This window comes from Sulfitobacter sp. 1A13353 (assembly GCF_043557255.1).
Classification (GTDB): Bacteria; Pseudomonadota; Alphaproteobacteria; order Rhodobacterales; family Rhodobacteraceae; genus Sulfitobacter; species Sulfitobacter faviae.
This window is the reverse complement of sequence record NZ_JBIFFS010000001.1, coordinates 630,009-654,638: the sequence shown is the minus strand read 5'-3', so window position 1 is coordinate 654,638 and position 24,630 is coordinate 630,009. Positions and strand designations below refer to the sequence as shown.

The window sequence follows — 24,630 nt, the reverse complement described above, 5'->3', positions numbered from 1 at the left end:
TTGGAATAATACCCCGTCCTGCTAGCCCTCTCGCCCCTCGAATGCAAGCCGTAGGGGTTGTGGCGCCATGGGGGAACCACCACCTCCGCAAAGCGTTAGGCCGCATCCCCTCGGCGCGCCCTGTCCCCAGCGGCGCGCCCAACCTCCCCCGAAAGGAGAGACCTATGAAAATCCTGATGGTTCTGACATCGCATGACGAATTGGGCGACACCGGCAACAAGACCGGTTTCTGGCTCGAAGAATTCGCCGCGCCCTACTACGTTTTCAAAGACGCGGGCGCGGATGTGACCCTCGCCTCGCCCAAAGGCGGGCAGCCGCCGCTTGACCCCAACAGCGACAGCGAAGACGCGCAGACCGACGCCACCCGCCGCTTCAAGGACGACGATGCCGCGCAACAAGCGCTCGCCTCGACCAAAGTGCTGGGCGATGTGGATGCGGACGGTTTCGATGCGATCTTCTACCCCGGCGGCCACGGCCCACTGTGGGATCTCGCGAATGACGCCGACAGCAAACGCCTGATCGAAACCTTCTGGGCCACGGGCCGCCCCGTTGGCGCTGTCTGCCACGCGCCCGCCGTGTTCAAGGACACCCAAGCCGACGGCAAGCCGCTGGTTTCCGGCAAGCGCGTCACCGGTTTTACCAATACCGAGGAAGAGGGCGTTGGCCTGACCGATGTGGTGCCTTTCTTGGTCGAAGACATGCTGAAGGAAAACGGCGGCGACTACAGCAAGGGCGACGATTGGGCGTCCTATGTGCTGGTCGACGGCAAGCTGGTCACTGGCCAGAACCCCGCCTCTTCCGAGGAAGCGGCGAAAGAGATGCTGGCGCTCTTGAAGTGACGGCAGGTGGGGGCGCAAGTCCGCGCCCCCTCTCCCCCATGGGAGGAACCGCCGCTGGTCGCGCCGTGTTTTGCCAGTGAAAGGAGCCTCCGACATGGCAGATTATGACCGCAGCACCGGCGCCCCATGGAGCGCCGAAGACATCGAACAGCTTCGCATTCTTGCGGCAGAGGGCACGGCGACCAGCGTGATCGCGGTGCAACTGAACCGCAGCGAAGAGGCGATTGCACATCGCGCGGCACAGGATGGGATCAATCTATCCGCCGCCAGCCACAATCCCTATGACCCCGACACCCTAAACCGATAGCAGGGCGCGGCCATTTTTCTTGTGCTTCGCGACCAACCGCTTTTGCACGGGGCCCGCGGGGATCTGATGCGCGGGGGCACCGAAGCCGTCACCCTCAACCAAAGCGGGGAAGAGCGTCGCGAACTCCTCGCGCTGCGCCTGACCGAGGGTTTTCACGGTGTCGGCATTCAGCAAAAAGCTCTCGCTCGGCGCGCCCTCGGCATAAACGATCTGGTGTTTTTCAAAGACCAAGTGGAAATACTCCACCTGTGAGATGCCCTCATCCACATGCACCCCCGGCAGTTCGGTCAACCGGATCGCGGCGACGAGCACAGCCATCGCGCCGCAGATCCGCTTGACGATGCCTGAACGCGCGACCATGCGATGCTGTCTTGAGACCATGAGGTCACGCTTCGGCAGCCCCGCGCCCAAGGCCCCGGCACTGATCCGAATGGGGTAGAGCTTGGGGTTCTTCGCCAATTCCCCCGCCCCGACCCTGCGGCGCAGCGCGGCGACGAGTTCCTGATAGCCGTGGCCTTGGGTCAGCACGCGCACGCCGGGGGCCAAAGCCTCGACCGGGAGATCGCCCGCCTCGGTGGTGATCAGCGTGCCGCGCGCGAAACAGGCCACACCGGTCGAGACCAGATCGCCCTCTTCGCGCATCGTGTCGATGTCGGATTTCCACGCCAGATTCCCCAATAACCCGCCCTCGGGCAGGTCTGAGAAATCGACGGTCATGGTCGTGAAAAGATCGCCCGCAGCCGGGCTGCCCGCCAGATTGACGATGCCGGAGTAGGTCACCTCTATATCGCCAGCCAAATCCCGCGAACCGGACTCCACGCGGAAGGGAAACCCCTCAAGCGAAGTAGGGGTCGAGCCACCATTGGGGTCGTCATCCGCCGTGGTGGTGGTGTCGAAAACGGAACTGGCGGACTGAAGGTCAATCTCCATCGTGGCGAGCGGCTTGGTCGTCTCAAGATGGTGCCAGTCATAGCCGAAGGACATCTGCGTATCCTCGCCCACCGCCGCGCCATTCGTATAGGGATCCGTTGCGTGCCACGTCAGCGTCTCGACCGAGCCATCGGCATAGGTCAGCGTGATCCGCGCGCCCTCAAGATCAACGCCGCGTGAACTGGTATCATCGCGAATACCATAGACCGTCTCATGGGGGTCTTCGTCCAACCTATTGATTACAATTCCGGGCATAAACCTCCCCACCTTTTACAAATAACATGCCGACAAACAGCGCCAATTGCTGCGGCACCGGTGCAGATAGGCTGCACAGTGACCTGTCGTTGGGGCAGATTGTCCATGGGGGGTGAGGAGCAGGCAAGGCCGTGGCAAGGGATTATCGGGGCAAGATTATGGCAGGCCCCGCACGACGGCCCGAAACGCAGTTGCCCCAAACGCAAAAAGCCCCGCCATCCGGCAGGGCTTTCGCAAATTCAAAGCAATCTCGGCTTAGGCCGCCAGCGCGTCCTGCGCTTGCTTGACGATCGCACCGAAGGCTTCGGGCTCGTGCACGGCCAGATCGGCCAGAACCTTGCGGTCCACTTCGATGCCAGCCAGCGTCAGACCGTTGATGAAGCGGCTGTATGTCAGCGCCTCGTCGTGGCTGCGCACGGCGGCGTTGATCCGCTGGATCCACAGGGCGCGGAAGTTGCGCTTGCGATTCTTGCGGTCACGCGTTGCATATTGGTTGGCCTTGTCGACCGCCTGCGTGGCGACCTTGAAGACATTCTTGCGCCGACCATAGTAGCCCTTTGCGGCTTTGATGATCTTCTTGTGACGCGCGTGGGTGACTGTACCACCTTTAACTCGGGACATCTCGGCTCTCCTTAATCAGCGGGCGTAGGGCATGAAGCCCTTGACGATCTTTGCATCGGCTTCCGACAGGGTTGTCGTGCCGCGTGCGTTACGGATGAACTTGTTGGTCCGCTTGATCATGCCGTGCTGTTTGCCGGCTTGGCTGGCGATGACCTTGCCGGTCGCCGAGACCTTGAAGCGCTTCTTGGCGCTCGATTTCGTCTTCATCTTGGGCATTTCCGTCTCCGTCTTTTGAGTTCGGTATAAACACGACTCGGCATGCCACTTGAGGCCGGTCGTGCAGGCTAAGATGCGCCGTATAGGCGCGCTCGGTCGGGGATGCAAGAGGTTTCGCACGGCCCCTCAGGGCAAGAAGTCCGCCGCGACCGAGACGAAGACCTCCGGCAGGTTCTCAAAGGAATAGCGCCGCGGATTTTCGCGCAGCGCAAAGACGATCAACCCGCCCGCGATCAAGATCGTGATGGCCGAGGCGCGCGGCGACCGACGGTCGGTCACCGCAGACAGGATCGAGGGGATCGACAGCACCGCCAGAACGATGCCCACCACCATTGCCAAGTCAGAGTCCACGCAACATCCCCCTATCTGGGGAAAGGCTACTCTGGATCGGAGGCGTAAATCAAACGTTCGTCACAGGGCGCGACGCGCAGAATATTGGTGCTGCCCGGCACGTTGAAGGGCACCCCGGCGGTGACGACGATATGATCCTCCGGCCCCGCATACCCCTCTGACAAGGCGGCCCGCGCGGCGCTCAGCACGGCCAGTTTAAACCGGTCATGCCCATCGGTGATGATGCAATTCGTGCCCCAGCTCAACGCCAGACGGCGCGCGGTGTTGACCAGTGGCGACAGGGCGATGATCGGCACGCGGGGCCGTTCGCGGGCGGTCAGTAGGGCGGTGGTGCCCGATTGGGTAAAGCAGCAGATCGCCTTGATGTCCGTCGTCTCGGCAATCTCACGCGCGGCGGCGACAATGCCATCGGCCACGGTGGTGCGATCCGCCGTGCGCGAGGATTCGATGATCTGCGTATAGGTCGCATCGGCTTCGACCTCTTGAGCCACGTTGTCCATCGTCGCCACGGCCTGCAGCGGGTAATCCCCGGCGGCAGATTCAGCGCTCAGCATCACGGCATCGGCGCCTTCATAAATTGCGGTGGCCACGTCCGAGACTTCGGCGCGAGTCGGCATTGGGCTTTCGATCATCGATTCGAGCATCTGTGTCGCCACGATCACCGGCTTGGCCGCCGCGCGGCATTTGCGCACCAGACGTTTCTGAATCGGCGGGACGTTCTGCACCGGTAGCTCCACGCCCAGATCGCCCCGCGCCACCATGATGCCGTCGCTGACATTCAAGATCGCCTCGAACCGCTCCACCGCCGCGGGCTTCTCGATCTTTGAAAGCACCGCCGCCCGGCCTCTGACCAGATCGCGCGCCTCGGTCACATCCTCGGGCCGCTGAACAAAGCTGAGGGCGAGCCAATCGACCCCCAATTCGCAGACGAACTCCAGATCGGCGCGGTCTTTCTCGGAAAGCGCGGCCAGCGGCAGCAGCACGTCGGGCACGTTCACGCCCTTGCGGTTTGAGATGACACCGCCCGTCACCACTTCGCAATCGGCGAAATCCGGGCCGCAGTCGCGCACCTTGAGGCGGATCTTGCCGTCATTGACCAACAGGCACGCGCCCGGCTCAAGCGCCGCGAAAATCTCAGGATGGGGCAGGCAGACGCGGGTCGCATCGCCCGGCGTCTCGTCAAGATCGAGCCGGAAAGACGCGCCCTCTTCCAAGGTTGGCCCATCGCCCTCGAACACGCCGACCCGCAGTTTCGGCCCCTGAAGGTCCGCCAGAATGCCGATCGCGCCGCCGGTCTCTTTCTCAATATCGCGGATGATCCGGTGTTTTTCCCGGATCTCTTCGTGGCTTCCGTGGCTCATGTTCAGGCGGAAAACATCCGCCCCGGCGTTGTGCAATGCCGCGATCACCTCTCGGGTTTCGGAGGCTGGCCCAAGCGTGGCCACGATCTTTACATTGCGCAAACGTCTCATATCTGTTCCTTCGTGTCCTATGTCCCCAGAGCGAATGTTAACGATAACATCGCCTGTCCGGTGGCCTAGCGCCCCCATGAGTGCCTGTCAAAGGTTTCATCAGAATGACGGTCCATCGCGGTCCCGTCCAGTGATATGAGAAGGAAGCTGTCATGCCCAGCCAACAAGAGATCGAACTGCAAGCCGCCGCCTTTCGCCGGTTGCAGAAACACCTGATGGAAGATCGGACGGATGTGCAGAACATCGACATGATGAACCTCGCCGGTTTTTGCCGCAACTGCCTGTCGCGCTGGTATCAAGAGGCCGCCAACGAACGCGGGATCGAGATGGGCAAGGACGAGGCGCGCGAATTGTTCTACGGGATGACGATGGACGAATGGAAAGCCAACTATCAGACCGATGCGAACGACAGTCAGAAAGAGGCATTCAAAACGGCTTTTGAAGAGAATGTCGGAAAGGGTTGAGCAACCCGCTTGAATGAACCCACAAAGCGGGCGCGCATCCCTGTGCGCCCCCCTTTACCTCGGCCAAGCGTGCTCAAAGGCTTCGCCTAGAACTGATAGAGCACAAGCCAATCCGCCTTGAGCGCAGGCCGCGCGGCGCCTTCGATCTCTACCGTTGCGGCAAAGCGGGTCATCAGGTCACCCCGCCCCCGCCTTTGCGCCTCGGCCAGCGTGAACCGCCCCCGAATCCGCTTGCCGGAATGCACAGGTGCGATGAAGCGCACGCTGTCGAACCCGTAGTTGATCGACGCCTTCGTGCCCGCCACCACCGGCAGCGCGCCGTAAGCCATGCCCGACATCATCGACAGGGTGAGCATCCCATGCGCCACGGTGCCGCCAAAATCCGTCTTGGCCGCGCGGAGCGGTTCAACATGGATGAACTGATGGTCCTCGGTCACATCGGCAAAGGCGTCGATCCGCGCCTGATCCATCATGAACCACGGCGAGACGCCCAATTCACGGCCCACGGCGGCTTCCATCTCTGCCCGGTCAATCTCTCTGCGCATCGCGGCCTCCTCTTTGCGCCAGTCTAGCCGCGCGGGCGCTCGCTGCGAAAGCCCTTGCGCCCGGCGCGACATCTCTCATGCTGGGGCCAAGCAGAGCGGAGCCGCCATGAACACCCCCATCCTTGCCCTTATCACCGTCGCCATCGCCGGGGCCGCCGTGGCCCTGCAAACCCCGATCAATGCCGCCTTGGGGCGCAACATCGGCAGCGGCGTCGCTGCGGCGGCGGTGTCCTTTGGCGTCGGCTTTGCGATCCTGTTGGGGGTCTTGCTGCTGCGGGGCGAGTTGAGCGCGCTGCCCCGCGCGGCCTCGGCCTCTCCCGTTTTGCTGCTGGGCGGGGTGTTGGGGGCCTTCTACGTCTGGTCGGTGCTTTGGGCGATCCCGACGCTGGGGGCGCTGACAGTGATCTCGGCGCTGATCCTCGGGCAGTTGAGTGCGGCGCTGGTGATCGATGCCACGGGGCTCTTGGGGCTGTCGGTGCAGGCCATCACCCCCACCCGCATCGCCGCCGCCGCGCTGGTGGCGGCGGGGCTGGTCTTGTCGCGGTTCTGAAACTCAGATCGCGGTTTTGCGCATCTCTTCGAGATAGATTTCACGCAAACGGGGCGCAAGCTTGCCCGGCGTGCCGCTGCCGATCTTGGCACCGTCGATCTCAACCACCGGCGTCACGAAAGCGCTGGCCGAGGTGACAAAGGCCTCATCCGCCTGCTGCGCCTCTTCAATGGTGAAGTTCCGCTCCTCCACCTGCATCTGCGCCTCGCGGGCCAGTTCCAGCACCGCCTTGCGGGTGATGCCGTGCAGAATGTCGCTGGAGGTTTCGCGGGTGACGATCTTGCCGTCCTTGACGATATAGGCGTTGTTCGAGGTGCCTTCGGTCACGAAACCCTCTTCGACCATCCACGCGTCTTCGACACCGGCTTTCTTGGCCATCATCTTGCCCATCGAGGGGTAGAGCAGCTGCACCGTTTTGATATCGCGGCGGCCCCAACGGATGTCTTCGATGCTGATCACGCGGATGCCGTCACGGGCGGCAGGGTTGTCGGCCAAACCCGGTTTGGACTGGGTGAACAACACCAGCGAGGGCGCGGTGGTGTCGGGATCGGGGAAGGCGAAATCGCGGTCGCCATCCGACCCGCGCGTGACCTGAAGATAGATCAGCCCGTCTTTGATGTCGTTCAGCCGCACCAGCTCGCGGTGAATTTCCAGCAGTTCTTCGGTCGTCGCAGGCGCGCGCATGTCAAGCTCGTTCATCGAGCGGGTCAGACGCTCGGCATGGCCCTCAAAGGCGATGAGCTTGCCATCCAGCACGCTCGTCACCTCATAGACCCCATCGGCCATCAGGAAACCTCGGTCAAAGATCGAGACCTTGGCCTCATCCTCGGGCAGGTATTCGCCGTTTACATAGACAGTTCGCATGGTCACCCCCAGAGCGCTGCGGCGGGGGGATGCACGCCCGCGCCGTCGAATTTCAAAGCATTGTCGCGGTCTTCTGCCAGAAGCAGCGGGCCGTCAAGGTCCACCACCTTTGCCCCTTGCGCGACCAGTGTCGCCGGGGCCATGGCCAGCGACGAGCCAACCATGCAGCCCACCATGACCTCAAACCCCTCGGCCCGCGCTGCATCGCGCAGTGCCAGTGCCTCGGTCAGACCGCCGGTCTTGTCGAGCTTGATGTTCACCACATCGTATTTGCCCTTGAGGCCCGGCAGGCTGGCGCGGTCATGGCAACTTTCATCCGCGCAGACGGGCACGGGGCGGTCCATGCCCAAAAGCGCGTCGTCTTCGCCAGCGGGCAGAGGCTGTTCGACCAGCGCCACCCCAAGACGGAGCAGATGCGGGGCGAGGTCGGCATAGACCTCAGCCGACCAGCCCTCATTGGCGTCGATGATGATGGTGGCATCGGGCGCCCCGGCGCGCACCGCTTCGAGCCGCGGCATGTCGTCAGGCGTGCCGAGCTTGATTTTCAGCAGTGGCCGATGCGCATGTTTCGCCGCTTGCGCGCGCATTGCCTCGGGTTCGTCCAGCGAGAGGGTATAGGCCGTGATCTCTGGCCCCGGCGCGGTCAGCCCGGCCAGTTCCCACACCCGCTTGCCTGCGCGTTTGGCCTCTAGATCCCATAGCGCGCAGTCGACCGCGTTGCGTGCGGCCCCGGCAGGCAGCAGATCATAGAGCGCTTGGCGGGTGATATCACCCGGCAGGCCGTTGATCTCAGCCGTGACCGATTCGAGGGTCTCGTCATAGCGCGCGTAGGGCACGCATTCGCCCCAGCCGGTGACGCCGCCTTCGGTCACGCGGACGGTCAGCACCTTGGCTTCGGTCCGCGAGCCGCGGCTGATGGTAAAGACCTGCGCCAGTTTGAACGTATCTGCGGTAACGTCGATCTGCATGGTCACAGCGCCGCCAGCGCATCGGCCAGTCGCGCCGCCCCTTGGCGGAAAGGATCAACCGCAGGCAGGCCAAGACGCTCCTCAACCTCGGCCAGATAGGCATCCGCCTCGGCCTCGGACATATGGTAGGTGTTGACCGAGATACCGACGACTTTGCAGTCTGGGTTCGGCACCTGCGCCAGCGTCAGCGCCATGTCGCGCACCGCTTCGAGGCTGGGCAGGCTGTATTCCGGCAGGCCGCGCATATGGGTCCGGGTCGGTTCATGGCACAGGATCAGCGCATCGGGCTGGCCGCCGTGGATCAGCGCCATAGTCACCCCGGAATAAGAGACGTGGAACAGGCTGCCCTGCCCTTCGATGATGTCCCAATGGTCATCGTCATTGGCGGGGGTGAGATATTCCACCGACCCGGCCATGAAATCAGCGATCACGGCATCCAGCGGCACGCCTTCGCCGGTGATCAGGATGCCGGTCTGGCCGGTGGCGCGGAAGGTGCTTTTCATGCCCTTTTCGCGCATCGCCTCGTCCAGCGCGAGGGCGGTGTACATTTTCCCGACCGAACAATCGGTGCCCACGGCCAGAACCCGCTTGCCGCTGCGCTTCTTGCCGTCGGCGATGGGGTATTCGACGCTGGGCACGCGCACGTCATGCAATGTGGTGCCGTTGGCCTCGGCAGCCGCCACCAGATCGGCTTCGTTGCGTAGCAGGTTGTGCAGGCCCGAGGCGATGTCGAAGCCCATGTTCAGCGCCTCGATCAGCACCTCTTTCCATGCCGCGCTGATCTTGCCGCCACGGTTGGCAACCCCGATGACCAATGTCTCGGCCCCCGCCTCACGCGCTTCGGCCAGCGTCATGTCTTGCAGACCGAGATCGGCCATGCAACCCTCCATGCGGAACTGACCGACCGCATTGTCGGGACGCCAGTCCTTGATGCCTTGGGCGACCTTGGCGGACAGAGAGTCAGGCGCGTCGCCCAGAAAGAGCAGATAGGGGGTTTTGATCATGGCAAGCCTCCGGCATTGAATTTGTCCGCATATTGCGCGCGAGAATACGCAAGTGCGTGGCGTTGTCGACGCATCTGCATGCAAATGCGCGGCATTTCCCGCGAATTACCGCTGGCTGCGCAAAATTCGTGCGCGGCTTTCGTCGAAGGGCGGGCCTTTCGAAATGCTGCGGCTGCGAAAACCTCCTTGCGATTGGCGACGCAATTTCATACCAGAATAGAGACACTCGATGAAACAATATTACCCATAGGTGCCCCATGAGCTTCCGCATTCAGCCTGCCGCCCCTGCCCGCCCGAACCGCTGCCAATTGTTCGGCCCCGGCTCCCGCCCGGCGATCTTTGAAAAGATGGCAGCGTCGGATGCCGATGTGATCAACCTCGACCTCGAAGACAGCGTGGCACCTTCGGACAAGGACAGCGCGCGCGCCAATATCATTAAGGCGATTTCCGAGATCGACTGGGGCAACAAGACGCTTTCGGTTCGGATCAACGGGCTCGACACACCCTATTGGTATCGTGACGTGGTGGAACTGCTGGAGCAGGCCGGGCCGCGGCTTGATCAGATCATGATCCCCAAGGTGGGCTGCGCGGCGGATGTCTATGCCGTCGACGCGCTGGTGACGGCGGTTGAGACCGCCAAGGGCCGCGAAAAGAAAATCAGCTTTGAGGTCATCATCGAATCTGCCGCCGGTATCGCCCATGTGGAAGAGATCGCCGCGTCTTCCCCCCGCTTGCAGGCGATGTCGCTGGGGGCCGCGGATTTCGCCGCCTCCATGGGCATGCAGACCACCGGCATCGGCGGCACGCAGGAAAACTACTATATGCAGCGTGGCGAGCAGAAGCATTGGTCGGACCCCTGGCACTGGGCGCAGGCCGCCATCGTCGCCGCCTGCCGCACCCATGGCGTGCTCCCCGTCGACGGGCCTTTCGGCGATTTCTCGGACGACGAGGGTTTCCGCGCACAGGCGCGCCGCTCGGCCACGCTGGGCATGGTCGGCAAATGGGCGATCCACCCCAAGCAGGTGGCGCTGAGCAACGAGGTGTTCACCCCGTCGGAAGAGGCTGTGGCCGAAGCGCGCGAGATCCTCGCGGCGATGGAAGAGGCCAAGGCCAAGGGCGAAGGGGCCACCGTTTATAAGGGGCGTTTGGTGGACATCGCCAGCATCAAACAGGCGGAGGTGATCGTGCGCCAGTCCGAGATGATCGCCGGGGGCTGAGCGCTTTTGGCAAGCCGCCGGGGGCCCTGCCCCCGGACCCCCGAGGGTATTTGAAAAAGGATGAAGAGGGAGGGGCGTGGGCTTGCCTGCCTTGCAAACCCGCGTTGCAAACCGGCGCGCGGCGCTCCATATACACAGGCAACAAGCCGGAGCATGCAATGACCCAATATCTGGATTTCGAAAAACCCCTGGCCGAGATCGAAGGCAAGGCGGAAGAGCTGCGGGCGTTGGCCCGGTCCAATGAAGAGATGGACATCACCGATGAGGCCCGCGCGCTGGATAAGAAAGCCGCCGGGATGCTCGAAGACCTCTATGGCTCTTTGACGCCTTGGCGGAAATGTCAGGTGGCGCGCCATCCGGAGCGGCCCCATTGCAAGGATTATATCGAGGCGCTTTTCACCGAGTTCACGCCTTTGGCGGGGGATCGGAACTTTGCCGATGATCTGGCCGTCATGGGCGGCTTGGCGCGGTTCAATGATACGCCTGTCGTGGTGATTGGCCATGAGAAGGGCAATGACACCAAGAGCCGGATCGAGCGTAATTTCGGCATGGCGCGGCCTGAGGGCTATCGCAAGGCGGTGCGGTTGATGGAACTGGCGGATAAGTTCAACCTGCCGGTGGTTACCATCGTCGACACGCCCGGCGCCTATCCCGGCAAGGGCGCCGAAGAGCGCGGCCAGTCCGAGGCGATTGCCCGTTCGACGGAGAAATGTCTGCAAATCGGCGTGCCCTTGGTCAGCGTGATCGTGGGCGAAGGCGGCTCTGGCGGGGCGGTGGCATTCGCCACGGCGAACCGTGTCGCGATGTTGGAGCATTCGGTTTACTCCGTGATTACGCCCGAAGGCTGTGCGTCGATCCTGTGGAAAGACAGCGAGAAGATGCGCGAGGCCGCCGAACAGATGCGTTTGACAGCCGATGAGCTCAAGACGCTTGGCGTGATCGACCAGATCATCCCTGAGCCGATGGGGGGTGCGCATCGCCATGCCGAAGAATCGATCACGGCCGTGGGCAAGTCGATTGAAGCGATGTTCAAGGAGCTTGACGGCAAGGACGGCAAGACGCTGGTTCAGGAACGCCGGACCAAGTTCCTTGAGATGGGGCGCAAGGGGCTGGCGGCCTAAGCCAGCCGCCGCCGAAAACGCGGATCAGGCGTGATTTGGTCGAAACCGGCGGCGCGGTAGAACCCCTGCGCGCGCCGGTTTTTTGTATCCGTGCCCACAGTGACATAGCTGCATCCTTGGCTCTGGGCGTGGTCCAGCGCCGCCTTGACCAGCGCGCGGCCAATGCCGCGACCGCGGGCCGTGTCGCAGACGAAGAGATGGTGCAGGTCCATCCCTCTTGCGCCGAATTGCAACTGCATCTGCGGGCAGAGCGCGGCATAGCCATGTAGGCCGGTGGCGCCTTCGGCCACCAGAAGGGTCACCCAGGGTGTGGGGCCGAAGCAGTCACGTTCCAGCGCGGCGCGCGTCACGGTGGCGGTGTCGCCGTGGTAGGCGGCCAGCGCGTGGGCCAGATCGAGCACCATCGGCAGGTCGGATTTCGCGGCGGGTCGAATGGGGGGCATGTCGTCTCTTTCTGTGAGGCCACAGGGAGACAGGATAAGCCGCGCTGTGGCGGCTTGTGCATATGGGAATGAGTGCCGCGCCGATCAGGAGCGGGGGTAATAGACAGATGTGAAGCTGGTCTTTTCCATATCCCTTTGATGCGCTGCTGCTCCCCTACTGTCAAGCCATGGGCGGGATCAGCTGGCCAGCATGCGCAGACCTTGTGTCACATCCGAACGCACCGCCAGCCGCAGCCCCGGCTCATCGCCCGCGCGCAGGGCCGCGATGATCAGACGGTGAAAATGCGGCGGCTCGGTCCGGCGCAGGCGGCCATAGAGCGCGCGCATGGTGGGGCCGAGTTGCAGCCAGACCGTTTCTGCCATGGCGAGCATAGCGGGCGCTTGGGCACGCAGGTAGAGCGTGCGGTGGAATTCGAGATTGGTGCGGATGTAGCTGACCGCATCGCGGTGGGCCACGGCCTCGGCAATATTGGTGTTGATTGTCTGCATCCGCTCGATCAGCGCCATATGGGCGCGTGGCAGGGCGCGAGAGGCAAGCTCGACCTCCAAGAGCGCGCGGAGGGCGGCCAATTCCTCGATCCGCTCATTGCTGAGCTCGGGGGTGGAGATGCGTCCGGAGGTCGACATGGTCAGCGCCCCCTCTGCCGCCAGCCGCCGCACCGCTTCGCGGGCCGGGGTCATCGAGACCTCATATTCCTTGCCGATGCCGCGCAGGGTCAGCGCGTGGCCGGGCGGCAAATCGCCATGCATGATCCGCGCGCGCAGGCGGCGGTAGACACGATCATGGGCCAGCGGCGTGGCCTCGACAGGGCGTGGGGTCAGGTTCATGATGCGGTTGTGATCACAAACCAGCCACCCGTCAAGCGCGGCATTTTGCAGCCAAGACGCGATCACCCGTTGTCGCGAGCCTTGCGGCGATTTATCGGAGGTCAAACTGCCTTAAGGAGACGCGCCGTGACCAAACGAAACTTCATCCGTCATGTGGTCTTTTTCTCGGCCAAGGACCCCAAGGACATTCCGACGATCGTGGCGGGGCTTTGGAAACTGGCCGACATTCCGCATTCGACGACTTTCGAGATCTGCGAGAACACCCGTGTTGATGCGCTGTCGGGGGATGTGGATGTGGTCGTCTATGCCGAATTCCCGGATGCCGAGGCGCTGGCCGCCTATAAGGCGCATCCGCTCTACCAGGAATCCATCGATATCGTGCGGCCACTGCGCGATATGCGCGTGCCTGCGGACTTTTAAGGCGCGCTATGGCTGGCCCGCGCGTTCTTTTCGACACTGGCCCGCTGGGGTACGGCACGGCCTTCACCGCGCCGCGGCAGATCATCAGTGCCGATACCCCGGCTGAGGTGCCTGCGGCCTTTGCAGCACTTGAAGCTGCGCAGGAAAGCGGCGCGTGGTTGGCAGGCTATGCAAGTTATGAGTTGGGCTATCTTGGATCGCACAAGCTGCGTGCGTTGATGCCCGCGGCGCGCGGGCTGCCCCTGCTGCGCTTCGGCGTTTTTGATGCGCCTGAGGCTTATGGTTTTGCCGAAGATGCGGGTGATGCCAGCCTGTCGGCGCTCACGTCGGATTGGGATTTCGCGCAGTATCAGGCCGCCTTTGCTGAAGTGCAGGACTTCATCAGCGCGGGGGACATCTATCAGGCCAATCTGACCTTTGGGATGGAGGGGCGCTTTACCGGGACGCCAGAGGCGCTTTATGCCCGGCTGCGCCAGCGGCAAAGCGTGGCCCATGGGGCTTTCGTCGATCTTGGCGGCCCTGTGCTTTTGTCACGCTCGCCGGAGTTGTTTTTCGCGCTCACCGCCGAGGGGCAGCTCACCGCCCGCCCGATGAAGGGCACGGCGCGGCGGGGGCGGGATGCTGCGGAGGACGCGAAGCTGCGGGATGACCTTGCGGCCTCGGAAAAGAACATGGCCGAGAACCTGATGATCGTGGACCTTTTGCGCAACGACATCAGCCGGATCGCCGAGGTGGGCAGTGTCGAGGTGCCGAAACTGTTCGAGATCGAGACCTATGAGACCCTGCATCAGATGACCTCGCGCATCACGGCGCAGGTCTTGCCGGGAAAGCGGTTGACCGACCTTTTTCACGCGCTCTTTCCCTGCGGCTCGATCACCGGGGCCCCCAAGATCCGCGCGATGCAGATCCTGCGCGCTTTGGAGCCGGCCCCGCGCGATGCCTATTGCGGGGCGGTGGGCTGGATCGCCCCCACGGGTGCGATGCAGTTCAACGTGGCGATCCGCACGGCGACCTGTCACCCAGAGGGGCGGCTACGGCTGAACGTGGGCGGCGGCGTGGTGCATGACAGCACGGCCGAGGATGAATATGCCGAAGCGCTGCTGAAGGCGCGTTTCGCCACGCTGGCCTAGAATCGATAGCGGTGCAGCCCGCCGCCATGGTCGCGCAGCCACTGGCGCGGCGCCTGATAATCGCCGTAGATCCGCGTAACCTCGGCCCAGAAGGCGGGGGAATGGTTCATCTGCGCCAGATGCGCGACTTCATGGGCGGCGACATAGTCCAGCACCTCGGGCGGGGTCATGATCAGCCGCCAAGAGAACATCAGCGCCCCGTCGCTGGAACATGACCCCCAGCGGGAGCGCGTATCGCGCAGGGTGATGCGGGCATAGGGCTTGCCCAGGAGCGCGGCATAATCGTCGCAAGCCCCGGCGAGGCGGTCGCGCGCCACCTCGCGCAGGTGTGCGGCCAGACGTTTGCCCAGGCTCTCCTCTGGGCCGGGCACGAGGATCTCTTCGGGGCCGATCCGCACACCCCTCCCCTGCCCCCCGCGCACCCGCAGCAGCTTGCCGCCCACCGGAAGCTCTGCCCCCGGGGCCACGATCACATCCTCGCCCCGCGCGGCGAGGTGTTGGCGAATCCAGTCTTGCTTGCTTTCGGCAAAGGCCAGCGCCTCACGCTCCGCCAGCCGTTTCGGCATCGTCAGGGTCACCCGCCCGTCCAGTTGCGAGATGCGCAGTGAGATGCGCCGCGCGCGCGCCGAACGGCGAAGGATCAGCGGAATCGGCGGGTTGCCGGGCAGCACAGGGTCTTTCATTACCGGAGCAACGTCCCTAGATAGAGGCCAAAGCCTTTGACAGTGCCCCCCTCATATGGCACTTGGCCGGAATCATCTACACGCAACAGCAATATTATAAAGGGGTGTTTCATGCCCAACGAAGAATGGGGAACCAAGCGCCTGTGCCCCACTACGGGCAAGCGCTTCTATGACCTCAACAAGAATCCGATCATCAGCCCCTACACGGGCGAAGAGGTCGAGGTCGACAATTCCAAGTCGCGCATGATCGCGGCGGATGCCGAGGATGCGGTCACAGCCAAAGCCAAGAAGGGCGACAAGGCCGACGACGAATCGCTGGTCGATGACGATGACGCGGTCGACGTGGATCTGGATGACGATATCCTTGATGACGACGACGATGATGACGATACAGTTCCGCTCGACGATCTGGCCGATGTGGCCTCGGACGACGAGGATTAATTAATCGGCGGCGGGGTCAATTTTCCGCTTGATCCCGCCTCCGCCAGCGCCTAGACAGCGCCACAGAACGACCCGGATCACACGATCACGATCCACGATGGGGCCTTAGCTCAGCTGGGAGAGCGCCTGCATGGCATGCAGGAGGTCAGCGGTTCGATCCCGCTAGGCTCCACCAAGCCTTTTGCAAAGCAAAAGGCGTCGCGCGGCAGTCGCTTCGAAGAAGCGATGAGAGCGCTAGACCAGCCTACTCAAAATCGGACAATGCTAGCGATTAGCCGAAATCGATGCGTCGCGATCGTTTCCTGAGGGTCATCGTCCTCCCGGTCGCACCAAAGGTGCGCCCCAATACGACGGCACGCCTCTGGCGTGACGGGCGTGCAAGCGATGGCCCGGCGCCTGCGACTTGTTTCCGGGCCGGTGGCAATCCCGAAGCCATTAAAAAATCGCCCGCCGGATCAGGTTCAACCCCGCCACCATCAAGACCACCAAAGTCATCTTGCGAAACAGCACCGGATCAACACGGTCCATCACCTTGCTGCCCAGCCAAACGCCCAGCATCACCGGCAGAATCAACAGCGCCGAGAAGGGCCAGGTCTGCGCGTTCAGAACGCCCGACCCGATATGCGCGACGAGAAGCGCCACCGCGCCCAGCCCGTAGATCACCCCTTGGATCCGCATCTGATCATGTTTCGCGGTCCCGAGCGCGGTGAGATAGGCCACCGTGGGCGGCCCCCAGATGCCGGAAATCCCCCCAACGGCCCCGGCAAATCCGCCCACCAGCGCCTCGACCTTCGTCGACCGCTGGGCCAGGTGAAACTGATGTTTCGACAGTTGCAGCAGCGCAAACAGCACCACCGGCACGCCGATCATCAGCAGCATCACCGTTGCCGGCACCAGCCGCACCATCTGGGCGGAGAGCACCAGCATCACGCCGCCGCAGAGCAGAAACACCCAAAACAGCTTGATCGACCGCAGCGCGGCCTGCGGCCCCTGCCGCAACGCTTGAAAGGCATTGGCCAGCACCGTGGGCAGAATCAGCCCCGCCAAGGCCAGATCGGGCGCCATGAATGTCGTGAGGCCGGAAATCAGCACCAGTGGCAGGGCGAAGCCCACCACGCCTTTGACGAAGCCACCGCAAAGACCGATTGCAAGTGCAGCATAAAATTCGAACGGGGTGAGAAAGGGGAAAATACTGTTCATACCGTTACATAGCACCCTCCTCCGGGGCCGCACGCCAAAAATGATCGCGCAATATTAGAACAAAATGCCGCAGCGAAACGTATCTTTGTTGTGCTGCGACTGCGAAAGGTCTATGCCTGTCCCAAGCAAGAAAGGACAGCCCATGGCACATGACGGTCAGGACATGACGATGCATCGCGTAATTCTCGACGATCTGATCGGGCAGACCGGCGCGGCCCTGCCGCCGCTCGACCAACTGCTCGAAACCGCCACCGCCGCGGTCCGCGCGCAGGTGAGCGACGGCGGTCGCGTCTCGGCCAAGCTGATCGAGGCCAATCAGACCGCCGCCCACGGGCTTGCTTGGCTCGCCACCTATGTCCAAGCCCTGCGTCAGATGCAGCTTTGGGCCGAACGCCTGCAAAGCGAAGGGCGCTTTGGAGAGGTGGAGCAACTGCTGCAGCAGATCGCTTTTGGCGAATACCTCTGCCAGATCCGCGGCGGCATCCAGATGAACCAAGGGGAGATGCTGCGCCTGCAAGATCTGGGGCTGAGCGCCGAGGATGAGGCCGCGCTCGATAATCCTGCGATCACTACCCTGACTCGCGCGGGCAACACCCAAGCCGCGCGCAGCCGTCTGGTCGAACTGATGCAGGAACGCAGCGCCGATGTGACTTTTGGCGTGAGCGGGCTGGATGAAGAGCTTGAGATGATCCGCGACCAGTTCCGCCGCTACGCGGTGGAAAAGGTCGAGCCGCACGCCCATGACTGGCACCTCAAGGACGAACTGATCCCGATGGAGGTGATCGAGGAACTGGCCGAGATGGGCGTTTTCGGCCTGACCATCCCCGAAGAATACGGCGGTCTGGGCCTAACCAAAGCGTCGATGTGCGTGGTCAGCGAAGAGCTGTCGCGCGGCTACATCGGGGTCGGCTCGCTCGGCACCCGCTCGGAAATTGCCGCCGAACTGATTCTCTGCGGCGGCACCGACGCGCAGAAAGAGAAATGGCTGCCCCGCATCGCCAGCGCCGAGACCCTGCCGACGGCGGTCTTTACCGAGCCCAACACCGGCTCAGACCTTGGCAGTCTGCGCACCCGCGCGGTTAAGGACGGGGATGATTACAAGGTGACCGGCAACAAGACATGGATCACCCATGCCGCGCGCACCCATGTGATGACCCTGCTGGCGCGCACCGATCCCGAAACCAGCGATCACCGTGGATTGTCGATGTTCCTCGCCGAAAAGACCCCCGGCGATGATGCCAATCCCTTCCCCACCCCCGGCATGACTGGCGGTGAGATCGAGGTGCTGGGCTACCGTGGGATGAAGGAATATGAGCTTGGCTTCGACGGTTTCGAGGTGAAGGGCGAGAACCTCCTCGGCGGCGAAGAGGGGCGCGGCTTTAAACAGTTGATGGAGACCTTCGAGAGCGCCCGCATCCAGACCGCCGCCCGCGCCATCGGCGTGGCGCAATCGGCGCTCGATATCTCGATGCAATACGCCCAAGACCGCAAGCAGTTCGGCAAATCGCTTATCAACTTCCCCCGCGTCTCAGGCAAGCTGGCGATGATGGCGGTGGAACTGATGGTGGCGCGGCAGCTGACCTATTACAGCGCCTTCGAGAAGGACGCCGGCCGCCGCTGCGATGTGGAGGCGGGCATGGCCAAACTGCTGGGCGCACGGGTCGCATGGGCGGCGGCAGACAACGGTTTGCAGATCCACGGCGGCAACGGCTTCGCGCTGGAGTATAAGATCAGCCGCGTCCTCTGCGATGCGCGGATTCTCAACATCTTCGAAGGGGCTGCCGAGATTCAGGCGCAGGTTATTGCCCGCCGCCTTCTGGGCTGATCTGCCGGGGTTGCAAGCGCTGCCGATGTCAGGGACATAGGCGGCGCTTCACTCCAAAGGACAGCCCATGCGCAGCTTTCTGATCCTCGCCGCCCTCAGCGCTCTGCCGCAATGCCAAGGCGATGAAACCGTCCGTGCCTATGGCGCAGGCGACAAGACATGGCATCTGGTGGAATTGGACGGCAAGCCCTTCGACGCCCGCGCCACGCTGACCTTCCCTGAGACCGGCAAGATCGCGGGGCAAGCCCCCTGCAACGCCTATAGCGCCCCGATGACGGTGCCCTACCCGTGGTTCGCCGCGGGCCATATCGCCGCCACTCGCCGCGCCTGCCCCGACCTCGCGAGCGAGACGGCGTTTTTGGACGCGCTGACCGAGGTGACCATTTCGGACGTGCTGGGCGACACGATGATCCTGTCGGATGACAGCGGCGAACGTCTGGTTTTCAAAGCCGCCGACTAAAGGCATCGACAAAGCGCGCGCGGGCTTCCGGCAGGGGTTTGCCGCCCAAATCCCGCGCCAGATGGACGGTCAGGAAATGCCCCGTCGTTCGCAGGCCCTGCGCCACTTCGGCATCGCTGCCTGCGCCGCCGCGCAGCACGGGCGGCAGGGGCAAAAGCCGATCCGCCCACTCCCCCGCCCCCTTGGCCGAGACCGCGCGCCCGGTCTTGGGCGAGACATAGATCAGCCCCTCGGTCGCCCCCGTCACCGCGCAGGCGTCGAGGTCGAGCGCATAGCCCATTTCCTCCAAAAGGCGCAGTTCCCACTTGAGGTAGGCCAGCGGCCAGACATCGCCCTGCCCCAGCATATCCAGTAGCGCCTCAGTCCGCTGGTAAAGCGCCGGATGCGGCTCGCGCTCGGGCAGGCAGAAGGCCAGAAGCGCGGTGACCGCGTTCAGCCCCGCCAGTGCCAGACGGTCCTGCATGGCCACGGCGGCGCGGCTGCGGAGCGGCTCGACGGTGAAGGCGCCAATATGGTCTTCAAGCCGCGCGCGCCACGCCAGATCAAGCTGCGCACCGGGCTGCAGGCTGGGCGCGATCTTGCGGCTGGTGCCGCCGCGGACGACGCCGGCGTGGCGGCCTTGGGCGGGGGTGAAGACCTCAATGATGGCGGAAGTCTCGCCATGTCGCCGCGCGCTCAACAGGATGCCCTGATCGCGCCATTCCATCAGGCCAGCCCCGGCTCGTTCAGAAGGTGCCGCCCGGCGCGGTCCTCGACCTCGATCACCCAGAGGTCAGGATCGAAGCCGCGCTGGCGCGAGACGGCGGCATCGACCTCCCCCTCGTCGCCCGCGGCCAGTTCGACCCACTTACGCGCGCCGCTCATCAGATCGAAGGAACGCTGGAACAGCACCGCGCGGCCATCGAGCGTTGCCAGCTTCACCAGCACCGCGCCGCCGGTGTCATCGCCATGGGCCACGACGAAGGCGGGGATGTCCTGCAACCTGAGCCGCGCGAGATAGGCATCGACCCAGAAGCGCGCGGTCAGGCGGGCCATGGCAGACCTTTGGCGTCAGTCATTGCCATCTTTGAAATCCAGGCCCATCTCGGAATAGCGCTCGGCCTCTTCCAGCCAGTTGGCGCGGACCTTTACCTGCAAGAACAGATGCACCTTGCGGCCAAGGAACTCTTCGAGTTCCTCGCGCGCGGCCTTGCCCACGGCCTTGATGGTCTCGCCCTTGTTGCCAAGCACGATGCCCTTGTGGCCGTCACGAACGACATAGACCAGCTGGTCGATCCGGGCCGAGCCGTCCTTGCGCTCTTCCCAGTTCTCGGTCTCGACGGTGAGCTGGTAGGGCAGCTCCTGATGCAAGCGCAGGGTCAGTTTCTCGCGCGTGATCTCGGCGGCGATGTTGCGCATCGGCAGGTCGGCAATCTGGTCTTCGGGATAGAGCCACGGGCCTTCCGGCACCTCGCCCGCCAGCCATTCGCGCAATGTGTCGACGCCGTGGCCGCGTTCGGCGGAGATCATGAAGGTCTCGGTAAAGTCAAAGGCCGCGTTCATCTTCTCGGCCAGTCCCAGCAGGACCGGCGCCTCGACGCGGTCGATCTTGTTGATCGCCAGCGCCACGCGGCGGCCCTTGGCGATATTGCCAAGCTCTTCGAGGATGCGTTCCACACCCTCGGTCACGCCACGGTGCGCTTCGATCAGCAGCACGATCACATCGGCATCCGCCGCCCCGCCCCAAGCAGCGGCGACCATGGCGCGGTCCAGACGGCGGCGCGGCTGGAACAGGCCGGGGGTATCGACGAAGACCAATTGCGCATCGCCCTCCATCGCCACGCCGCGGATGCGGGCGCGGGTGGTCTGGACCTTATGCGTCACGATCGAGACCTTGGCCCCGACCATGCGGTTCAGCAGGGTGGATTTGCCCGCGTTGGGCTCTCCGATCAGGGCGACGAATCCGGCACGGGTGGTCATGTATTGCTCTCCAATTGCCGCAGCAGCGTGCTGGCGGCGGCCTGTTCGGCGGCGCGTTTCGACGGCGCGGTGGCGGCGGCCTCGGCCCCGTTGTCCAACCGCGCGGTAATGGTAAAGACGGGCGCGTGATCCGGGCCGCTGCGCCCGGTCTGCACATAGCGCGGCGGGTTCAGCCCGCGCGCTTGCGCCCATTCCTGCAACGCAGTCTTGGCGTCTCGCGCGTCTTCCTTGACGGTCTTCAGCCGGTCGCCCCAGAGCCGCAGGACCAACTCCTTCGCGGCCTCGAAGCCACTGTCGAGGTAAACTGCGGCAATCACCGCCTCGATGGCATCGCCCAGAAGCGCCTGCTTGCGCCGCCCGCCCGAGATCATCTCGGACCGGCCGAGCTTCAGCACCTTGCCGAGATCGATCTGACGCGCCACGTCAGCGCAAGTTTCCTTGCGCACCAATGCGTTGAAGCGCGGCGCGAGTTGCCCTTCGCTGGCGCCCGGGTCAAGTGCCAGCAACGCCTCGGCCATGACAAGGCCCAGCACCCGGTCGCCCAGAAACTCCAGCCGCTGGTTGTCGTCGCGATTGGCCGAGGACATGGAGGCATGGGTCACCGCGCGCACCAGCAGCTCCGGCTTGGCAAAGTGATGGCCAATCCGCGTCTCGAAGGCTTTGAGGTCTCCGCTCAGTTTCATCTGACAGCTTCGAAGAAGCGGTCGCCGCGCCATGTCCAGAAGAACAGCATCGAACGCCCGGCAGAGCTGAACATGATGCGATCCGCGCGGCCAATGAGGTTTTCGAAGGGCACGAAACCCACGCCCCCGGCGCGCTGCGCCAGACGGCTGTCAGCGGAGTTGTCGCGGTTGTCGCCCATGAAGAAGTAATGCCCCTCGGGCACGGTATAGACGCCCGTGTTGTCCGACTGCTGATTGGTGATGTTCAGGGTCGGGTAGGACACGCCATTGGGCAGGGTTTCGATCTGGCGGCTTTTCACGCAGGTCGCCCCTTGGCCCACGGGGCCGTTCTCGCAGCGCGGGCGCAGTTGTTGCGGGCCTTGGGGGGCCATGACCTCTTCAAACGTGCCCGCATCTTCGACCTCGACCGGGGTGCCGTTCAGGCTGATCACACCATTTCTAATTTGCACCTTGTCACCCGGCAGGCCAATCAGGCGCTTGATATAGTCGCGGCCCGAGACAGGATGACGGAAGACGACCACATCGCCACGCTCAGGCTCAGAACCGAAGAGGCGCTCGTTATCGCCATCGAAGACACCGCAGACATCCTTGGCGTCAATCTCGATCCCGACACCGGGCAGCATCAGGCTGGGGCAAGAGGCGTAGGAATAGCCGTAGGCCATCTTATTCACGAAGAGGAAATCACCGATCAGCAGCGTCTCTTTCATGGAGCCGGAGGGGATCCAGAAGGGCTGGAAGAACAGGGTCCGAAAGACACCGGCGATCATCAGCGCCCAAAAGATTGTCTTGATGGTTTCGACAAAGGCGTTGCCGGTTTTTTCCTTAGCGGCCATGCGGCGCTCCTGACATATAGGTTTGGGGTTACATGCGGGGCCGTGCGGGCCAAGTCAAGTGACGCGGGGCCGGATCGGCCTGCCCCGCGTGCATATGACGCGAAACGGCGGGGCGCGCCAGCCTATGCAGCCTAATCGGCAAGAGGGCGCGCTTCAATCACCACGAAAGCCTGCGCCCAAGGGTGATCGTCGGTCAGGGTGACATGGATGATCGCCTCATGCCCCGGCGGGGTCATCGCGGCGAGACGGTCCGCGGCCCAGCCCGTGACCTCCATCACCGGCTGACCGGTGCGCAGATTGCTCACCGCCATGTCGCGCCAGGCAATGCCCATGCGCAGCCCGGTGCCAAGCGCCTTTGAACATGCCTCTTTCGCGGCCCAACGTTTGGCATAGGTGCCCGCAACATCATGGCGCCGCTCGGCCTTGCGTTGCTCGACCTCGGTGAACACCCGGTTGCGAAACCGGTCGCCGAAACGGTCGAGCGTGCCTTGGATACGCTCGATATTTGCCAGATCAGTGCCGATGCCGAGGATCATTGAGTGCCATTCTTGCCGCGTGACGGGGCCGATGGCCCTTTGCCCTCAATAGATCACGCGGCGAAAGCGAGGAAAAGCGGCAATCCGACCCGAAAACGCCGCCCCGCGGGAACGGGACGGCGTTGAATTTACCACAGGGCGTGGCGCTTAGGCTGCGACGTGGCGGGCCTTCTCGGCTTTCGCCTCGTCGATGGCGCGCTGAACGGCGGCGCGCTGTTCGGTCAGGAACTCATAGCCGGGGCGGCCAGCAGTGGCTTTGATCGCATCGTCGTAGTTTTCGACCAATGCGGATTCGCCGTTGATGATCTCGTCATAGACAGCTTCGTTGTCGCCGGTCACTGCGTCGCGCAGCTTCAGCCAACCGCGGTGAGCCGATGCGGCGGCAGAGCCTTCTTCGGATACATCCACGCCGTCGACGCCAAGCTGGCGGTGCAGTTCTGTGTGGAACTTCTCACGTTCCGCGATGCGCTGGTCGAAGAAGCCGACAAAAGCCGCTTCGTCCGAGACCTGCTTGCGGGATTCGCGATAGCCGTCGCGACTGTCGATCAGGCGGGTGTGCAGTTTCTTTAGCGTGTCGATATGGTCGCTCATTGGTGCCTCCTTAGGTTCGTTAACCAGTCTGGCGGCCCAACGCGACCAAGGCCGCTTTAGGTCCAGAGGGAGGCACCCTTTGAGAGATTTTCCGCCACCGGCGGGCGGCAGGTTCAGCCCTCGCGGGCCTCATCCATCAGGCGGCGCATCTCGGCAATCGCGGGCTCCAACCCGAGGAAGATCGCCTCTCCAATCAGGAAGTGCCCGATGTTAAGTTCCCGCACCTCGGGGAAAGCGGCGATCGGGGTGACGGTGTCATAGGTCAGCCCGTGGCCCGCGTGCACCTCAAGCCCGAGAGAGTCGGCGAAACGCGACATCTCGCGCAGCTTGTTGAGTTCGACATCCGCCTCATCCCAACGGCCCTCGGCGAAGGCATCGCAATAGGCGCCGGTGTGCAATTCGATCACCTCTGCGCCGATGCGGTTGGCAGCTTCGATCTGCGCGCGTTCTGCCGCGATGAAGATCGACACCCGGCTGCCTGCCTCGCGCAGGGGCGCGATGAAATGGGCCAATTTGTTCTCTTCCCGGGCGACTTCCAGCCCGCCTTCGGTGGTCCGCTCTTCGCGCTTTTCGGGCACGATGCAGACCGCGTGGGGCTTATGGCGCAGGGCGATCTTTTGCATCTCATCCGTCGCGGCCATCTCGAAGTTAAGCGGGACCGACAGCACCTCCATCAAGCCTTCGATATCGGCGTCGGAAATATGCCGCCGGTCTTCGCGCAGATGCGCGGTGATGCCATCGGCCCCGGCCTTTTCCGCGATCTTGGCCGCGCGCAGCGGGTCGGGATAGGCGCCGCCCCGTGCGTTGCGCACCGTCGCCACATGGTCAATGTTCACGCCCAATCTCAGCTTTGGTTGATCCGCCATCTCGATTC

General features: G+C 63.5%; 32 protein-coding genes and 1 tRNA gene. 12 read left to right on the top strand and 21 right to left on the bottom strand.

The window, feature by feature from the left end; genetic code table 11:
• Positions 1–164: 164 nt before the first annotated feature.
• Together ACGYLO_RS03220 and ACGYLO_RS03215 are read left to right on the top strand one after the other, a co-directional pair.
• Positions 165–839 carry a type 1 glutamine amidotransferase domain-containing protein gene (locus ACGYLO_RS03220; protein WP_271688382.1) on the top strand — a complete coding sequence of 225 codons (675 nt, stop codon included), beginning with the start codon at positions 165–167 and terminating at the stop codon, positions 837–839.
• A 94-nt stretch (positions 840–933) separates the two neighbouring features.
• Positions 934–1,146 carry a hypothetical protein gene (locus ACGYLO_RS03215; protein WP_271688383.1) on the top strand — a complete coding sequence of 71 codons (213 nt, stop codon included), beginning with the start codon at positions 934–936 and terminating at the stop codon, positions 1,144–1,146.
• Here ACGYLO_RS03215 and ACGYLO_RS03210 read toward each other — a convergent pair.
• The 5 genes from ACGYLO_RS03210 to pyk form a co-directional block, all read right to left on the bottom strand.
• Positions 1,135–2,331: a Hint domain-containing protein gene (locus ACGYLO_RS03210; protein WP_271688384.1), complete on the bottom strand. Its 1,197-nt coding sequence runs from the start codon at positions 2,329–2,331 to the stop codon at positions 1,135–1,137. The genes ACGYLO_RS03215 and ACGYLO_RS03210 overlap by 12 nt on opposite strands.
• Positions 2,332–2,586: 255 nt before the next feature.
• Entirely contained in the window at positions 2,587–2,952 is a 366-nt protein-coding gene (gene rplT, locus ACGYLO_RS03205; protein WP_067264504.1) for a 50S ribosomal protein L20, read from the bottom strand.
• Between the two features lie 15 nt (positions 2,953–2,967).
• Positions 2,968–3,168, bottom strand: coding sequence for a 50S ribosomal protein L35 (gene rpmI, locus ACGYLO_RS03200; protein WP_067264506.1), 201 nt, complete (start codon positions 3,166–3,168; stop codon positions 2,968–2,970).
• Positions 3,169–3,294: 126 nt separating this feature from the next.
• The gene (locus ACGYLO_RS03195; RefSeq protein WP_271688385.1) at positions 3,295–3,519 is read right to left on the bottom strand and encodes a hypothetical protein; all 225 of its coding nucleotides are present in this window, start codon (positions 3,517–3,519) and stop codon (positions 3,295–3,297) included.
• A gap of 26 nt (positions 3,520–3,545) precedes the next feature.
• Positions 3,546–4,991 carry a pyruvate kinase gene (gene pyk / locus ACGYLO_RS03190; RefSeq protein WP_271688386.1) on the bottom strand — a complete coding sequence of 482 codons (1,446 nt, stop codon included), beginning with the start codon at positions 4,989–4,991 and terminating at the stop codon, positions 3,546–3,548.
• Positions 4,992–5,143: 152 nt separating this feature from the next.
• On the opposite strand from pyk, the gene ACGYLO_RS03185 reads away from it, so the two are divergent.
• Positions 5,144–5,455, top strand: coding sequence for a DUF1244 domain-containing protein (locus ACGYLO_RS03185; protein WP_067264526.1), 312 nt, complete (start codon positions 5,144–5,146; stop codon positions 5,453–5,455).
• A gap of 86 nt (positions 5,456–5,541) precedes the next feature.
• Here the strand turns inward: ACGYLO_RS03185 and ACGYLO_RS03180 are convergent, their stop codons facing one another.
• Positions 5,542–6,000: a MaoC family dehydratase gene (locus tag ACGYLO_RS03180; protein WP_271688387.1), complete on the bottom strand. Its 459-nt coding sequence runs from the start codon at positions 5,998–6,000 to the stop codon at positions 5,542–5,544.
• Between the two features lie 106 nt (positions 6,001–6,106).
• On the opposite strand from ACGYLO_RS03180, the gene ACGYLO_RS03175 reads away from it, so the two are divergent.
• Positions 6,107–6,550: a DMT family transporter gene (locus ACGYLO_RS03175; RefSeq protein ID WP_209216582.1), complete on the top strand. Its 444-nt coding sequence runs from the start codon at positions 6,107–6,109 to the stop codon at positions 6,548–6,550.
• 3 nt (positions 6,551–6,553) lie between these two features.
• Here ACGYLO_RS03175 and ACGYLO_RS03170 read toward each other — a convergent pair whose 3' ends face one another.
• Genes ACGYLO_RS03170 through dgcN form a run of 3 tightly spaced genes read right to left on the bottom strand, consistent with a single transcriptional unit; the run spans position 6,554 to position 9,386 of the window.
• Positions 6,554–7,414, bottom strand: a complete 861-nt coding sequence (locus tag ACGYLO_RS03170) for a D-amino-acid transaminase (protein ID WP_394376351.1) — start codon at positions 7,412–7,414, stop codon at positions 6,554–6,556.
• 2 nt (positions 7,415–7,416) lie between these two features.
• Complete coding sequence (gene dgcA / locus ACGYLO_RS03165) at positions 7,417–8,382, bottom strand: N-acetyl-D-Glu racemase DgcA (protein ID WP_271688389.1); 966 nt, start codon at positions 8,380–8,382, stop codon at positions 7,417–7,419.
• A gap of 2 nt (positions 8,383–8,384) precedes the next feature.
• Positions 8,385–9,386, bottom strand: a complete 1,002-nt coding sequence (gene dgcN / locus ACGYLO_RS03160; protein ID WP_271688390.1) for an N-acetyltransferase DgcN — start codon at positions 9,384–9,386, stop codon at positions 8,385–8,387.
• A 257-nt stretch (positions 9,387–9,643) separates the two neighbouring features.
• Between dgcN and ACGYLO_RS03155 the strand changes: the two genes are divergently transcribed.
• Together ACGYLO_RS03155 and ACGYLO_RS03150 are read left to right on the top strand one after the other, a co-directional pair.
• Complete coding sequence (locus ACGYLO_RS03155) at positions 9,644–10,603, top strand: L-malyl-CoA/beta-methylmalyl-CoA lyase (protein ID WP_067264541.1); 960 nt, start codon at positions 9,644–9,646, stop codon at positions 10,601–10,603.
• 158 nt (positions 10,604–10,761) lie between these two features.
• Entirely contained in the window at positions 10,762–11,724 is a 963-nt protein-coding gene (locus ACGYLO_RS03150; RefSeq protein WP_271688391.1) for an acetyl-CoA carboxylase carboxyltransferase subunit alpha, read from the top strand.
• On the opposite strand, the gene ACGYLO_RS03145 is transcribed toward ACGYLO_RS03150, so the two are convergent.
• The gene (locus ACGYLO_RS03145) at positions 11,721–12,167 is read right to left on the bottom strand and encodes a GNAT family N-acetyltransferase (RefSeq protein WP_271688392.1); all 447 of its coding nucleotides are present in this window, start codon (positions 12,165–12,167) and stop codon (positions 11,721–11,723) included. The genes ACGYLO_RS03150 and ACGYLO_RS03145 overlap by 4 nt on opposite strands.
• A 177-nt stretch (positions 12,168–12,344) precedes the next feature.
• Positions 12,345–12,995 (bottom strand): GntR family transcriptional regulator, encoded by a 651-nt coding sequence (locus ACGYLO_RS03140; protein WP_067264652.1) that lies wholly within the window; start codon positions 12,993–12,995, stop codon positions 12,345–12,347.
• Positions 12,996–13,121: 126 nt separating this feature from the next.
• Between ACGYLO_RS03140 and ACGYLO_RS03135 the strand changes: the two genes are divergently transcribed.
• Together ACGYLO_RS03135 and ACGYLO_RS03130 are read left to right on the top strand one after the other, a co-directional pair.
• Positions 13,122–13,415: a Dabb family protein gene (locus ACGYLO_RS03135; RefSeq protein WP_271688393.1), complete on the top strand. Its 294-nt coding sequence runs from the start codon at positions 13,122–13,124 to the stop codon at positions 13,413–13,415.
• A gap of 8 nt (positions 13,416–13,423) precedes the next feature.
• Positions 13,424–14,545 carry an aminodeoxychorismate synthase component I gene (locus ACGYLO_RS03130; protein WP_271688394.1) on the top strand — a complete coding sequence of 374 codons (1,122 nt, stop codon included), beginning with the start codon at positions 13,424–13,426 and terminating at the stop codon, positions 14,543–14,545.
• Here the strand turns inward: ACGYLO_RS03130 and ACGYLO_RS03125 are convergent.
• Positions 14,542–15,228 (bottom strand): M48 family metallopeptidase, encoded by a 687-nt coding sequence (locus ACGYLO_RS03125; protein WP_067264558.1) that lies wholly within the window; start codon positions 15,226–15,228, stop codon positions 14,542–14,544. The genes ACGYLO_RS03130 and ACGYLO_RS03125 overlap by 4 nt on opposite strands.
• Positions 15,229–15,339: 111 nt before the next feature.
• Between ACGYLO_RS03125 and ACGYLO_RS03120 the strand changes: the two genes are divergently transcribed.
• Together ACGYLO_RS03120 and ACGYLO_RS03115 are read left to right on the top strand one after the other, a co-directional pair.
• On the top strand, positions 15,340–15,669 hold the full coding sequence (locus ACGYLO_RS03120) for a TIGR02300 family protein (RefSeq protein WP_269342735.1): 330 nt from the start codon (positions 15,340–15,342) through the stop codon (positions 15,667–15,669).
• A 99-nt stretch (positions 15,670–15,768) separates the two neighbouring features.
• Positions 15,769–15,844, top strand: a tRNA-Ala gene (locus tag ACGYLO_RS03115).
• A gap of 260 nt (positions 15,845–16,104) precedes the next feature.
• On the opposite strand, the gene ACGYLO_RS03110 is transcribed toward ACGYLO_RS03115, so the two are convergent.
• Entirely contained in the window at positions 16,105–16,869 is a 765-nt protein-coding gene (locus tag ACGYLO_RS03110) for a sulfite exporter TauE/SafE family protein (protein ID WP_271688395.1), read from the bottom strand.
• A gap of 142 nt (positions 16,870–17,011) precedes the next feature.
• Here ACGYLO_RS03110 and ACGYLO_RS03105 point away from each other — a divergent pair, with 142 nt between their 5' ends.
• Together ACGYLO_RS03105 and ACGYLO_RS03100 are read left to right on the top strand one after the other, a co-directional pair.
• The gene (locus ACGYLO_RS03105; RefSeq protein WP_271688396.1) at positions 17,012–18,694 is read left to right on the top strand and encodes an acyl-CoA dehydrogenase family protein; all 1,683 of its coding nucleotides are present in this window, start codon (positions 17,012–17,014) and stop codon (positions 18,692–18,694) included.
• A gap of 67 nt (positions 18,695–18,761) precedes the next feature.
• Positions 18,762–19,154 carry an META domain-containing protein gene (locus tag ACGYLO_RS03100; protein ID WP_271688397.1) on the top strand — a complete coding sequence of 131 codons (393 nt, stop codon included), beginning with the start codon at positions 18,762–18,764 and terminating at the stop codon, positions 19,152–19,154.
• Here the strand turns inward: ACGYLO_RS03100 and recO are convergent.
• The 8 genes from recO to ACGYLO_RS03060 all read right to left on the bottom strand — a co-directional run bounded on the left by recO (position 19,138) and on the right by ACGYLO_RS03060 (position 24,622).
• Positions 19,138–19,860 carry a DNA repair protein RecO gene (gene recO, locus ACGYLO_RS03095; RefSeq protein WP_271688398.1) on the bottom strand — a complete coding sequence of 241 codons (723 nt, stop codon included), beginning with the start codon at positions 19,858–19,860 and terminating at the stop codon, positions 19,138–19,140. The genes ACGYLO_RS03100 and recO overlap by 17 nt on opposite strands.
• Positions 19,860–20,189 (bottom strand): DUF1491 family protein, encoded by a 330-nt coding sequence (locus ACGYLO_RS03090; RefSeq protein WP_271688399.1) that lies wholly within the window; start codon positions 20,187–20,189, stop codon positions 19,860–19,862. Before ACGYLO_RS03090 ends, recO begins: the two co-directional genes overlap by 1 nt.
• Before the next feature lie 15 nt (positions 20,190–20,204).
• A complete protein-coding gene (gene era, locus ACGYLO_RS03085; protein ID WP_271688400.1) occupies positions 20,205–21,113 on the bottom strand; it encodes a GTPase Era in 909 nt (302 codons plus the stop codon).
• A complete protein-coding gene (gene rnc, locus ACGYLO_RS03080) occupies positions 21,110–21,796 on the bottom strand; it encodes a ribonuclease III (protein ID WP_271688401.1) in 687 nt (228 codons plus the stop codon). Before rnc ends, era begins: the two co-directional genes overlap by 4 nt.
• Positions 21,793–22,629: a signal peptidase I gene (gene lepB / locus ACGYLO_RS03075; RefSeq protein ID WP_271688403.1), complete on the bottom strand. Its 837-nt coding sequence runs from the start codon at positions 22,627–22,629 to the stop codon at positions 21,793–21,795. The genes rnc and lepB overlap by 4 nt, the downstream gene beginning before the upstream one ends.
• Positions 22,630–22,760: 131 nt before the next feature.
• A complete protein-coding gene (gene acpS / locus ACGYLO_RS03070) occupies positions 22,761–23,165 on the bottom strand; it encodes a holo-ACP synthase (protein WP_271688404.1) in 405 nt (134 codons plus the stop codon).
• Between the two features lie 147 nt (positions 23,166–23,312).
• A complete protein-coding gene (locus ACGYLO_RS03065) occupies positions 23,313–23,756 on the bottom strand; it encodes a PA2169 family four-helix-bundle protein (RefSeq protein WP_067264591.1) in 444 nt (147 codons plus the stop codon).
• A gap of 113 nt (positions 23,757–23,869) precedes the next feature.
• Positions 23,870–24,622: a pyridoxine 5'-phosphate synthase gene (locus ACGYLO_RS03060; protein WP_209216617.1), complete on the bottom strand. Its 753-nt coding sequence runs from the start codon at positions 24,620–24,622 to the stop codon at positions 23,870–23,872.
• Positions 24,623–24,630: the final 8 nt, after the last annotated feature.

Excerpts from the sequence above, each read along its gene's own strand:
- ACGYLO_RS03150 (WP_271688391.1), top strand. The coding sequence starts at position 10,762 with ATGACCCAATATCTGGATTTCGAAAAACCCCTGGCCGAGATCGAAGGC.
- rnc (WP_271688401.1), bottom strand. The coding sequence starts at position 21,796 with ATGAAACTGAGCGGAGACCTCAAAGCCTTCGAGACGCGGATTGGCCAT.
- ACGYLO_RS03170 (WP_394376351.1), bottom strand. The coding sequence starts at position 7,414 with ATGCGAACTGTCTATGTAAACGGCGAATACCTGCCCGAGGATGAGGCC.
- era (WP_271688400.1), bottom strand. The coding sequence starts at position 21,113 with ATGACCACCCGTGCCGGATTCGTCGCCCTGATCGGAGAGCCCAACGCG.
- pyk (WP_271688386.1), bottom strand. The coding sequence starts at position 4,991 with ATGAGACGTTTGCGCAATGTAAAGATCGTGGCCACGCTTGGGCCAGCC.
- ACGYLO_RS03145 (WP_271688392.1), bottom strand. The coding sequence starts at position 12,167 with ATGCCCCCCATTCGACCCGCCGCGAAATCCGACCTGCCGATGGTGCTC.
- ACGYLO_RS03140 (WP_067264652.1), bottom strand. The coding sequence starts at position 12,995 with ATGAACCTGACCCCACGCCCTGTCGAGGCCACGCCGCTGGCCCATGAT.
- ACGYLO_RS03185 (WP_067264526.1), top strand. The coding sequence starts at position 5,144 with ATGCCCAGCCAACAAGAGATCGAACTGCAAGCCGCCGCCTTTCGCCGG.
- ACGYLO_RS03220 (WP_271688382.1), top strand. The coding sequence starts at position 165 with ATGAAAATCCTGATGGTTCTGACATCGCATGACGAATTGGGCGACACC.
- ACGYLO_RS03215 (WP_271688383.1), top strand. The coding sequence starts at position 934 with ATGGCAGATTATGACCGCAGCACCGGCGCCCCATGGAGCGCCGAAGAC.
- acpS (WP_271688404.1), bottom strand. The coding sequence starts at position 23,165 with ATGATCCTCGGCATCGGCACTGATCTGGCAAATATCGAGCGTATCCAA.
- dgcA (WP_271688389.1), bottom strand. The coding sequence starts at position 8,382 with ATGCAGATCGACGTTACCGCAGATACGTTCAAACTGGCGCAGGTCTTT.
- rplT (WP_067264504.1), bottom strand. The coding sequence starts at position 2,952 with ATGTCCCGAGTTAAAGGTGGTACAGTCACCCACGCGCGTCACAAGAAG.
- ACGYLO_RS03180 (WP_271688387.1), bottom strand. The coding sequence starts at position 6,000 with ATGCGCAGAGAGATTGACCGGGCAGAGATGGAAGCCGCCGTGGGCCGT.
- rpmI (WP_067264506.1), bottom strand. The coding sequence starts at position 3,168 with ATGCCCAAGATGAAGACGAAATCGAGCGCCAAGAAGCGCTTCAAGGTC.
- ACGYLO_RS03100 (WP_271688397.1), top strand. The coding sequence starts at position 18,762 with ATGCGCAGCTTTCTGATCCTCGCCGCCCTCAGCGCTCTGCCGCAATGC.
- ACGYLO_RS03130 (WP_271688394.1), top strand. The coding sequence starts at position 13,424 with ATGGCTGGCCCGCGCGTTCTTTTCGACACTGGCCCGCTGGGGTACGGC.
- ACGYLO_RS03060 (WP_209216617.1), bottom strand. The coding sequence starts at position 24,622 with ATGGCGGATCAACCAAAGCTGAGATTGGGCGTGAACATTGACCATGTG.
- ACGYLO_RS03105 (WP_271688396.1), top strand. The coding sequence starts at position 17,012 with ATGGCACATGACGGTCAGGACATGACGATGCATCGCGTAATTCTCGAC.
- ACGYLO_RS03125 (WP_067264558.1), bottom strand. The coding sequence starts at position 15,228 with ATGAAAGACCCTGTGCTGCCCGGCAACCCGCCGATTCCGCTGATCCTT.
- ACGYLO_RS03090 (WP_271688399.1), bottom strand. The coding sequence starts at position 20,189 with ATGGCCCGCCTGACCGCGCGCTTCTGGGTCGATGCCTATCTCGCGCGG.
- dgcN (WP_271688390.1), bottom strand. The coding sequence starts at position 9,386 with ATGATCAAAACCCCCTATCTGCTCTTTCTGGGCGACGCGCCTGACTCT.
- ACGYLO_RS03175 (WP_209216582.1), top strand. The coding sequence starts at position 6,107 with ATGAACACCCCCATCCTTGCCCTTATCACCGTCGCCATCGCCGGGGCC.
- ACGYLO_RS03110 (WP_271688395.1), bottom strand. The coding sequence starts at position 16,869 with ATGAACAGTATTTTCCCCTTTCTCACCCCGTTCGAATTTTATGCTGCA.
- ACGYLO_RS03065 (WP_067264591.1), bottom strand. The coding sequence starts at position 23,756 with ATGAGCGACCATATCGACACGCTAAAGAAACTGCACACCCGCCTGATC.
- ACGYLO_RS03155 (WP_067264541.1), top strand. The coding sequence starts at position 9,644 with ATGAGCTTCCGCATTCAGCCTGCCGCCCCTGCCCGCCCGAACCGCTGC.
- ACGYLO_RS03120 (WP_269342735.1), top strand. The coding sequence starts at position 15,340 with ATGCCCAACGAAGAATGGGGAACCAAGCGCCTGTGCCCCACTACGGGC.
- recO (WP_271688398.1), bottom strand. The coding sequence starts at position 19,860 with ATGGAATGGCGCGATCAGGGCATCCTGTTGAGCGCGCGGCGACATGGC.
- lepB (WP_271688403.1), bottom strand. The coding sequence starts at position 22,629 with ATGGCCGCTAAGGAAAAAACCGGCAACGCCTTTGTCGAAACCATCAAG.
- ACGYLO_RS03210 (WP_271688384.1), bottom strand. The coding sequence starts at position 2,331 with ATGCCCGGAATTGTAATCAATAGGTTGGACGAAGACCCCCATGAGACG.